Here is an 8764-nt window from a genome sequence, read left to right as displayed (position 1 = left end):
GAAATGACCGACAAGAAACACTATGAATTACTTCGCGGCGTCGTCGAAACGGTCGGCGACGACGGCGACTGCCAACAACAGGATACCGACACCCAGACCGACGTAGACGACGCCAAAGACGACCATCCCGACGGGCGTCGGCGGCAGCTGGATCACACCGAACAGTTCCGGGTCGAGGTTCTCCGGTTGTATCAGGCCGATGACGAATCCCATCAACGCCGCGATGCCGACGACACCCGCGTAGATAGCGTAGACGACGCGCCGTCCCTCCCAGCCAACTGTCGACGTCTGCGTGCTCATTGTCATCCCTACGTGCCGGGACCGATTAGGCTTTTCACCTCGGGTCCGTACGCCGACGTATGTCCGACAAGGAACTGCTCTTCGTCGTTCTCGCCGGCGTCGCGCTGCTGATGTTCGTGGCCGGGTTCGCGCTCGTAATCGGGTGAGTCACCGACCGAAAGGGCGAGCGAGTCGGGATACGAGGCGACGCGTGCCGCGTGCCGCCACCCCCAGAAACCCACTGACTCCAACCTTCCGCTCGTCGAGTGCGTACGTCGGCGGGTCTACCGCGACCCGGTAGACCGTATCGTCCTCGCAGGCTATCGCCAGTGCCTCACGGACACGTGACTCCGTGAGGTCACACGCCGCGGCTATCTCCGGGACCGTCTTCGGCCCGTCCCGCAGCGTCCGGGCGACCAGACTGGTGTGTTGCATCGCGAGCATCGCCTCCCCGGCGTCGGGGTCCCACTCGTCGCCGCCCGTCGCACCTCGCCCGTCGCTGAAGTCGGCGCGAGCGTCGAGCAGTATCCAGCCCCCCGCAGCAACCCCGAACACAGGAAGTACCCGGGCAACGCCCGTCTCGCCGGTGCTCGCGAGGAACCACACCGCACTCGCCCCGACGACCACCGCGCCGAACACCGCCTTCGTCCACCGCTGGTCGACGCCGTACGCTACCTCGGCAACGTCGAGTGCCGACACCAGCGCGACCCCCGCGGCCGCCCCAGCGGTGGCGAGGACGCTATCCGTGATGACGTACACCGCGACCAGCGTCACCACCCACCCGAGCAGGCTCCCGGAAGAGAGGCGTCGGCTGATCGCCTCTACAGCGTCTGCGAACATCGGTAGAGCGCTGTTTGCGCGCGAGAAGTGTAATAGTTGCTGTCCGGATCGCTTGTATAAAAAGGTGCCGCCAATCGTTTCGAGAATCAAACCGCAATTCTCGACTTCCAGTAGCCCGCCGGGCTACTGTCGTTCGAAATCCACGTCCGTGGATTCCTCGATTCCGATAGACTGTGTCTATCGTCGTTCGGAGTCCGCGTCAGCGGACCGCCTCGGTTCGAGAATCAAACCGCAATTCTCGACTTCCAGTAGCCCGCTGGGCTACTGTCGTTCGGAATCCACATCCGTGGATTCCTCACCGCCGTCCGTCATCGCTTTGTCCTCGTCGCCGCCGTCTGCGAGCGCCAGGTCGTCGTCGAGTCGCTCGTCGAACCAGTGGAACTCGCGGCTGTAGAGGTCGTCGTCTTTGAGGTTCCACGGGTCACCGTTCTCGACGCGGCGGCCCTCGCGCCACGAGGAGACGATGTTCCAGACGAAGATGATCTGCCCGATCAGCAGGACCACCGCGCCGACGGTCGCTAGCTGGTGGAGCAGCGTGATGGCGTCGATGGGACCGATGGTGATGTTGTAGGTCGCGTACCGGCGGGGCATCCCGAGGTACCCGAGGATCAACATCCCGAAGAACGTCAGGTTGGTCCCGATCATCGTCAGCCAGAAGTGCATCTTCGCGAGGGACTTCTGGTACATCCGGCCGGTGTAGATGGGGAACCAGTAGTAGATGCCCGCGAAGATGGCGAACGCGATGGCCCCCATAATAACGTAGTGGAAGTGACCGACGACGTAGTAGGTGTCGTGCAGCAGTCGGTCGACGGGAACCGCCGCGAGGAAGACGCCGGTCACGCCGCCGATGATGAAGTTCGCGACGAAGCCGATACAGAACAGCATCGGCGTCGCCAGCTTGATCTTCCCGTTCCACATCGTGGTGATCCAGTTGAACGTCTTCACCGCGGATGGTATCGCGATAGCCAACGAGACTGCCATGAACGAGGCCTGCAGTCGCGGGTCGAGCCCGGTCGTGAACATGTGGTGGGCCCAGACGCCGAAACTCAGGACGCCAATGGCCAGCGTCGAGTAGACGACGAACTTGAACCCGAACAGCTTCCGGCCCGCGAATCGCGGGATGATGTAGCTGACCAGCCCCATCGGCGGCAACACGAGGATGTACACTTCGGGGTGGCCGAAGAACCAGAACAGGTGTTGCCAGAGTATCGGGCTCCCCCCTTCGACGGCGAAGAAGAGCGTCCCGAGGTTCCGGTCGAGCAACAGCATCACCAGCGCGCTCCCCAGAAGCGGGAAGGCGAACAGGATCAGTCCCGACTGGGTGAGCATCGTCCACGAGAAGATGTCGAGGTTCGCCCACGAGACGTCGTCGGCCCGTTCGGTGAAGATGGTCGCGATGAAGTTTATCGCCCCCATCGTCGCCGAGACGCCGGTGAGGTGAAGCCCGATGATCATCAGGTCGGCGCCGAGGTGGGTCTGTTCGACCGACAGCGGCGCGTACATCGTCCAGGAGGTCTGTGCCGGCGCGATACCGGGGATGAGGAAGCCGCCCCAAACCAGCAGCGCCCCCGGCGGGAGCAGCCAGAACGCGATGGCGTTGATCCGCGGGAACGCCATATCGTCAGCGCCGATCAAAAGCGGGACGAAGTAGTTCCCGAACGCCGCGATTATCGGCGTCCCGAACAGGAACAACATCGTGATCCCGTGGCTGGTCAACAGGGAGTTGTAGAACCCCGTCGTGATGAAGTCCTCCGCGGGGAAGAGCAGTTCCAGCCGCATAATCATCACCATAATGCCACCGACGGCGAACGCGACGAGCGCGTACGCCCCGTAGAGGATGCCGATGTCCTTGTGGTCGACCGTCGTGAGCCAGCGGATCACGCCGCCCGGCTTCTCGCTGTGGCCGTAGCTGGTTTCCTCCCCCGTGACCGACCCACCGCCGAACGGTGTGTACGCTTGCCAGTCTTCGATCCGGGTGAGAAGCGCAGCCACGCCGACGAGGAGAAGCCCCATCAGTACCGTCAACGCGAGCTGTTCGCCTGCCATAAGTACCCCTCAGTACTGGGGGATAAAGAAACCTAGGATACGTGCGCCCGGACGAGCGCTTACTCCTCGTCAGGAAGTTCGGGGTCGTCGGCGTCCGCGTCGAGTTCGGCCTCGTCCGCCTCGTCGTGACCTCCGGGGATCGAACTGCCAGTCTCGGGGTCGTAGGTCGTCGTCTCCGCGTGGATGCCGAGCCGTTTCTCGGCGCCGGCGACGGCTTTCCCCATGTAGTAGGTCAGCGCCAGTAGGCCGACGAACGTCGTTCCGATGATGGAAAGTTGGAGTGTCGATGCCACGCTGTCGAAGGCGAACGGGCCCGGGCTGTACAGGACGAATGTGACGATGAACACCCCGAGAATGGCCAGCGGGATCACGTTGACCGTGAGGTCGAGGATCGTATCCCGGTCGAATGTGCGCGACGACATATCTGGGTCCTAGTGGAGGCAGCTAAATAGACTGTTGGTTCGACGGCGTTACCGTGCCGGTTCGAGCAGTTCGCCCGTCGCCGCCGTCACGGCGAGGATGATTCCGGCGGCACCGACCGCCAGTCCGCGGCTCACCAGCCGGTTGCCCACGACGTTCGGCGCGTCGATGGCACCGAGGGCCGCCTCGACGCCTACGCCACCGCCGTAGACGACCATCGCGAGACCGATAGCCGCCAACACGGCGCCGAACACGCCCATCGTCTTCCAGAGGTGGCCGACGTACTCGGCCTCGGTGAGGATACCGGCGACGCTCGCGCCGAACAACAGTACGCCCGCCACCGCGACGGGGAAGATGCCGATGAACAGCCCCAGCTCCGTGACGGTGAACCCGACCGCGACGAACAGCGGCCACGGACTCGCCGTCGGGAACCTGTCGCCGACGTCCGCCTGTTCTGCCATACCCGTGCTTGTGGGTCGACCGCAAAAGGCCCACCGGTCGCCGCCGCAAAGTATTTCCCCCGTTTGGGCTATGGTTCACAAAATGACCACACGCGTCGCGGACCGCACCGACGAGTGGTCCTCGAGACCGTTCACCGACGGCTACGCCGGCCTCCACGCCCTCGCCGACGAGGAGTTCTCCGGCATCGTCACCGCCGGGCGCGCGACGGCCGCGTTCCTCAACGGGACGGTCGTCGCGTCCTCGACGGGGACATCGAGGACTTCGAGGACGCCGAGGGGACGATCAGGGACGCACCGTCGCCTGCCCTCCCGCTGTTGCTGGTGATGCAGGACCGGAGCGACGAGGTCCGGGCGAAGTACTACAGCGAGGAGACCGCCCTGTCGGCGGCCGACCACAAGCTATCCGACGGCGGCTTCACCGGCTACGTCGAACTCTCGGAGAACGTCCTCAGCGGCGACTACTACGTCGTCTACCACGGCGGCCGTTCGATGAGCGTCGCCTTCGTCGGCGAGAGCAGTCGCCTGCTCACCGACGACGAAGCCTTCGAACAGGCCGACGACGAGGTCGGCATCTACGAAGTCTATCCGGCGGAGATCGAACCAGTCGAGATCCCGGACCCGCCCGAGGACGACGACGCCGGCGCTGTCGCCGCTGCGGGCGAAACAGAGCCGGCGGAGTCGACGGAAAGCGAACCGACGGCGACGGCGGAGGACCGACCGACGGCGGAACGCGAGGGGGACGAACCGGCGGCCGACGAGGCCGACGCCGACGAGGACGGCCCGAGCGGCGGCGTCGCACACCGCGAGGCCGCCCCCGTGGACTCGACCGAGGACGACGACGAACCACGTCGACCGCCCCGGCGACGGCGGCGGCCGACGACCCCGACGACGCGTCCGAGCGCTCGACGGACCGGGAGTCCGACCGCCGGCGGCACCGTCGGGAGACACAGTCGACAGCCGAGGGTAACCGGTCGCCCGAACGGCAGGACCGCGATGGATCCCGGCAGCGACGCGAGACCGGCGCACACGCTCGACGGCCGACAACGACCGACCGTCCGAGCGACGGGACCGCGAGGCGCCCCGACACCGGGACGACGAACAGGCGGCGCCGAACAGGAGCGGAGCGGCACCGGCGCGCCGGGAGGACGAACGGGCCGACCCCCCACAGCGGGACAGCGAGCGGAACGACTCAGCGCAGCGGGACAGCGAGCGATCCGAACCGCCACGGCGGGACGACCAGCGCCGCGGTGCCGACGGACAGGCGTCCGGGGCGGGCGACCAACCGCCGACCGACCCGCTCGCGGACCCCGACGGGAGCGACGACGGCGGATCGGTCGGCGAGGCGGGCGACCTCGAGCGGAAGTCGATCCCGTCGGTCGATCCGGGCCGGTCGTGGACCGGCGACGAGAGCGGGCCGGACGCCGGCGTCGCGTTCGACAGCGGCCCCGAGGAGTCCGGCTCCGGGACACAGGCCACGTCCCAAGCGCAGTCCACCGCCCAGTCACAGTCCCAAGCCCAGCCCTCGAACAGCCCCCGGGAGATGAGCGGGCGCGAGCGTGCCGATCCGGAGCCCAGTGGCCGCGGGACCGCCCAGCAGTCCGAGCCGACGGCGGCGGTCCGCGAGCGCGAGCGTGAGATCGAAGCCCTCGAGGACGACCTCGCGGCTCTCGAACGCGAGCGTGAGGAACTCCTGACGGAGAACGACGAACTGGTCGCCGAGAACGAGGAACTGACCGCCGAACTCCAGGAGGTCGAGGCCGAGCGCGAGGACCTACGACAGGAGGTCGAACGGCTACGGTCGGAAGTCGAGCGACTGGAGACGCGGCTCGAATCCGAGGGCGGGGCCGCCGGCGTCGACGCGTCGGTGGAGTTGAGTCCACAGGAAGCAATCGACGGCACGAACCTCTTCGTGCGCTACGGGTCGAAAGGCGAGGCGACCCTCGAGGCCGCCCACGACGGGCGCGCCGACCGCGAGGCCGTCGAGGCTAACCTCGAACTGGAGTGTCACACCCAGTTCGACAGCGACGACGCCGCCGTGAACGGCCAGCCTTTCGAGGCGTTCCTCGAGTCGACAATCCAGTACCGGTTCGTCCACTGGGTCGTCCACGACCTGCTGTACGAGATCAGCGACACAGGCCACGACGCGGGGTTACAGGACCTCTACGACGCGCTCCCGCGGCTCGACCGGGCGGAACTCAACGGGGCCGCAAGCGTCGTCTACACTGAGGACGGCGAGGAACACCGGACCCAAGAGGCGTTCGACATCGTCCTCCGGGACCGGATGGGCAACCCTCTCGCGGTGGCGAACATCAACGACACTCGCGACGCCGCGACCGACGAGATGATGACCTCGCTGGTGACGGCCGCGACCCGCGTGGGCGAGACCAGCGACACCCTCGCCGGCGCGTTCCAGGTCACGGCGAGTTTCTTCGACCCCGACGCGCTGGAGACGGCCGCCGAAGCGACCGGCGGCGGCCTGCTCAGCCGCGACAAGCGCGAGAGCTTCGTCCGCCTCTCGCGCAAGCAAGGTTTCCACCTCTGTCTGGTCGAGGCCCGCGACGAGAAGTTCCACCTCGCCGTGCCGGAACTGTAAAGCCACTTTTTACCACTTTTTACTCCTCGGGTGTCCTCGGGCCTCCGGCCCTTCGGGCACCACTCGTCGCAAAAACGTGGGGAAAAACTCCCTGCTGGCTCAGCCTTCGGCTTCGCCAGCAGTGAAACGCCTCGCTACGCTCGGCGTATGGTCGTCATTACCGCACCGCACGGTCGCCACTCACGACGGGAAGAACAGACGTTCGAACCGGAAAAAGCTCAGCCCTCTATCTCGGCAGCGTCGTCTATCTTCATCCCGTCGAGTTTCTCGACGATGTGGTCGATCTTGTTGTCGAGGTCGTCGACGAACTCCGCGGTCTCGTCGGTCGTGATCGCACCCTGGCTCGACGGCTCGATGAGGTTCTCCTCCTCGAGGACGCGCAGCGAGTAGCGAACCTTGTGGTGGGGGTAGCCCGTCTCGTTGGACATCTTCACGATACCGATCGGCTCGTTCTCGATCACCATCCGGAGAACCTGCAGATGGCGTTCGAGCATATCGACTTCTTTCTCAAGGCGATCTATCATGGCACTTGTTAACTTGTGTGCCCACGGTTTAAAAGTTGCTGTCTGCGCGGCCGCCGAATCGCCACAGAAAGATACGAGATAGGGGGTAAATAATCCTTGGGATGTGTTGACTAGGGAGCGCGGCGGCTGGCCGGACCGTAATCTGTTTACCCGGGTGGGTGGAATTCTGCCGTGATGACTGTCACGATTGTCGGTGCCCAGCTGGGCGACGAGGGCAAGGGCGGCGTCGTCGACCTCTACGGCGACGCGGCCGACCTCGTCGTGCGGTATCAGGGCGGGGACAACGCCGGCCACACCGTCGTCGAGGACGGCGAGGAGTACAAGCTTTCGCTCGTGCCGAGCGGCGCCATCCGCGGCAAGATCGGTGTGCTCGGCAACGGCTGTGTGATCAACCCGCGGACGCTGTTCGAAGAACTCGACGGACTCCGCGAGCGCGGTATCGACCCCGACGTCCGCGTCGCGCGACGCGCCCACGTCATCTTCCCGTTCCACCGCGTGCTCGACGGTATCGAAGAGGACGTCAAAAGCGAGACCGACGACGAGGTCGGGACGACGGGCCGCGGCATCGGCCCCACCTACGAGGACAAGGCCGGCCGTCGAGGGCTCCGGGTCGGTGACCTGCTTGACGAGGACGTTCTGCGGGAGAAGCTGGCGTACGTCGTCCCCCAGAAGCGCGCGCTCGCCGAGGACGTCTACGGGCTGGACGTCGACGACATCGAGGAGTACCCCGACGCCTTCGACGTCGATGCACTGTTCGAGGAGTACCGCGAGTACGGCCGCCGCTTCGCCGACGGGATGGCCGTCGACGCGAGCAAGTTCCTCGCCGACGCGCGCGCCGACGGCAAGAACGTGATGCTCGAAGGCGCACAGGGGACGCTCATCGACATCGACCACGGCAACTACCCCTACGTCACGTCCTCGAACCCGACGGCCGGCGCGCCTGCGTCGGCAGCGGCCTCGCGCCGGGCGTCGTCGGCGACGGCGAGGTCGTCGGCATCGTCAAGGCCTACCTGACGCGGGTCGCAGCGGCCCGCTCCCGACGGAACTCGGCGGCGTCGTCGGCGACACCCCCGGCTACGACGAACAGGGCGAAGGGGACGACGAGGAGATAGCGACCTACATCCGCGAGGAGGGCGACGAGTACGGAACGGTTACCGGCCGCCCGCGACGGGTCGGCTGGCTGGATATGCCGATGCTCCGCCACGCCGCGCGCGTCTCCGGATTCACCGGACTGGCGGTCAACCACGTCGACACCCTTTCGGGCCTCGACGAACTGAAGGTCGGTCACAGCTACCGCCTCGACGGCGAGGAACTGACGACCATCCCAGCCACCACCGAGGCGTGGCAGCGGTGTGAGGCGACGTTCCGGACCTTCGAGGGCTGGCCCGAACAGGACTGGGACGCCGTCGCCGCCGAAGGCTACGACGCCCTCCACGAGAACGCCCGGGCGTATCTGGAGTACGTCAGCGACGAACTGGACACGCCCATCTACGCCGTCGGCATCGGTCCCGGCCGCGAGCAGTCACTCGTCCTCGAAGACCCCCAGTACTGAACCCCGTCCGCAAGAGGTGGCTTTTTGCCGACACGGTCCCCAGAGGGAG

The 8764-nt window shown here is 66.1% G+C and carries 10 protein-coding genes and 1 pseudogene; 3 read left to right on the top strand and 8 right to left on the bottom strand.

Annotated features, from left to right (window positions below; translation table 11 throughout):
- Positions 1–27 precede the first annotated feature (27 nt).
- The 5 genes from GJ629_RS02375 to GJ629_RS02355 form a co-directional block, all read right to left on the bottom strand.
- A complete protein-coding gene (locus GJ629_RS02375) occupies positions 28–300 on the bottom strand; it encodes a cox cluster protein (protein ID WP_157511585.1) in 273 nt (90 codons plus the stop codon).
- A 147-nt stretch (positions 301–447) separates the two neighbouring features.
- Entirely contained in the window at positions 448–1119 is a 672-nt protein-coding gene (locus GJ629_RS02370; RefSeq protein ID WP_157511584.1) for a hypothetical protein, read from the bottom strand.
- Between the two features lie 261 nt (positions 1120–1380).
- Positions 1381–3165 (bottom strand): cytochrome c oxidase subunit I, encoded by a 1785-nt coding sequence (gene ctaD / locus GJ629_RS02365; RefSeq protein WP_157511583.1) that lies wholly within the window; start codon positions 3163–3165, stop codon positions 1381–1383.
- A 59-nt stretch (positions 3166–3224) separates the two neighbouring features.
- Entirely contained in the window at positions 3225–3587 is a 363-nt protein-coding gene (locus tag GJ629_RS16715; protein WP_157511582.1) for a DUF6684 family protein, read from the bottom strand.
- Between the two features lie 48 nt (positions 3588–3635).
- The gene (locus GJ629_RS02355; RefSeq protein WP_157511581.1) at positions 3636–4046 is read right to left on the bottom strand and encodes a hypothetical protein; all 411 of its coding nucleotides are present in this window, start codon (positions 4044–4046) and stop codon (positions 3636–3638) included.
- A gap of 82 nt (positions 4047–4128) precedes the next feature.
- On the opposite strand from GJ629_RS02355, the gene GJ629_RS16710 reads away from it, so the two are divergent.
- Entirely contained in the window at positions 4129–4371 is a 243-nt protein-coding gene (locus GJ629_RS16710; RefSeq protein ID WP_231754445.1) for a hypothetical protein, read from the top strand.
- 74 nt (positions 4372–4445) lie between these two features.
- Here the strand turns inward: GJ629_RS16710 and GJ629_RS16705 are convergent, their stop codons facing one another.
- Both GJ629_RS16705 and GJ629_RS16700 read right to left on the bottom strand, forming a co-directional pair.
- On the bottom strand, positions 4446–4994 hold the full coding sequence (locus GJ629_RS16705; RefSeq protein WP_231754444.1) for a hypothetical protein: 549 nt from the start codon (positions 4992–4994) through the stop codon (positions 4446–4448).
- A 241-nt stretch (positions 4995–5235) separates the two neighbouring features.
- Complete coding sequence (locus GJ629_RS16700) at positions 5236–5529, bottom strand: hypothetical protein (protein WP_231754443.1); 294 nt, start codon at positions 5527–5529, stop codon at positions 5236–5238.
- A 57-nt stretch (positions 5530–5586) separates the two neighbouring features.
- Between GJ629_RS16700 and GJ629_RS16695 the strand changes: the two genes are divergently transcribed.
- Entirely contained in the window at positions 5587–6639 is a 1053-nt protein-coding gene (locus tag GJ629_RS16695; RefSeq protein WP_231754442.1) for a hypothetical protein, read from the top strand.
- 218 nt (positions 6640–6857) lie between these two features.
- On the opposite strand, the gene GJ629_RS02345 is transcribed toward GJ629_RS16695, so the two are convergent.
- Entirely contained in the window at positions 6858–7163 is a 306-nt protein-coding gene (locus GJ629_RS02345; RefSeq protein WP_157511580.1) for a hypothetical protein, read from the bottom strand.
- A 174-nt stretch (positions 7164–7337) separates the two neighbouring features.
- On the opposite strand from GJ629_RS02345, the pseudogene GJ629_RS02340 reads away from it, so the two are divergent.
- Positions 7338–8715 (top strand): annotated as a pseudogene (locus GJ629_RS02340) (adenylosuccinate synthase).
- The last annotated feature ends 49 nt before the right edge of the window (positions 8716–8764 follow it).

Source organism: Halapricum sp. CBA1109 (genome assembly GCF_009741825.1).
Lineage (GTDB): Archaea > Halobacteriota > Halobacteria > Halobacteriales > Haloarculaceae > Halapricum.
Note: the sequence above shows the minus strand (reverse complement) of the source record. Positions and strands in the feature narration are given on the sequence as shown.

Excerpts from the sequence above, each read along its gene's own strand:
- GJ629_RS02375 (WP_157511585.1), bottom strand. The coding sequence starts at position 300 with ATGAGCACGCAGACGTCGACAGTTGGCTGGGAGGGACGGCGCGTCGTC.
- GJ629_RS02370 (WP_157511584.1), bottom strand. The coding sequence starts at position 1,119 with ATGTTCGCAGACGCTGTAGAGGCGATCAGCCGACGCCTCTCTTCCGGG.
- ctaD (WP_157511583.1), bottom strand. The coding sequence starts at position 3,165 with ATGGCAGGCGAACAGCTCGCGTTGACGGTACTGATGGGGCTTCTCCTC.
- GJ629_RS16715 (WP_157511582.1), bottom strand. The coding sequence starts at position 3,587 with ATGTCGTCGCGCACATTCGACCGGGATACGATCCTCGACCTCACGGTC.
- GJ629_RS02355 (WP_157511581.1), bottom strand. The coding sequence starts at position 4,046 with ATGGCAGAACAGGCGGACGTCGGCGACAGGTTCCCGACGGCGAGTCCG.
- GJ629_RS16710 (WP_231754445.1), top strand. The coding sequence starts at position 4,129 with ATGACCACACGCGTCGCGGACCGCACCGACGAGTGGTCCTCGAGACCG.
- GJ629_RS16695 (WP_231754442.1), top strand. The coding sequence starts at position 5,587 with ATGAGCGGGCGCGAGCGTGCCGATCCGGAGCCCAGTGGCCGCGGGACC.
- GJ629_RS02345 (WP_157511580.1), bottom strand. The coding sequence starts at position 7,163 with ATGATAGATCGCCTTGAGAAAGAAGTCGATATGCTCGAACGCCATCTG.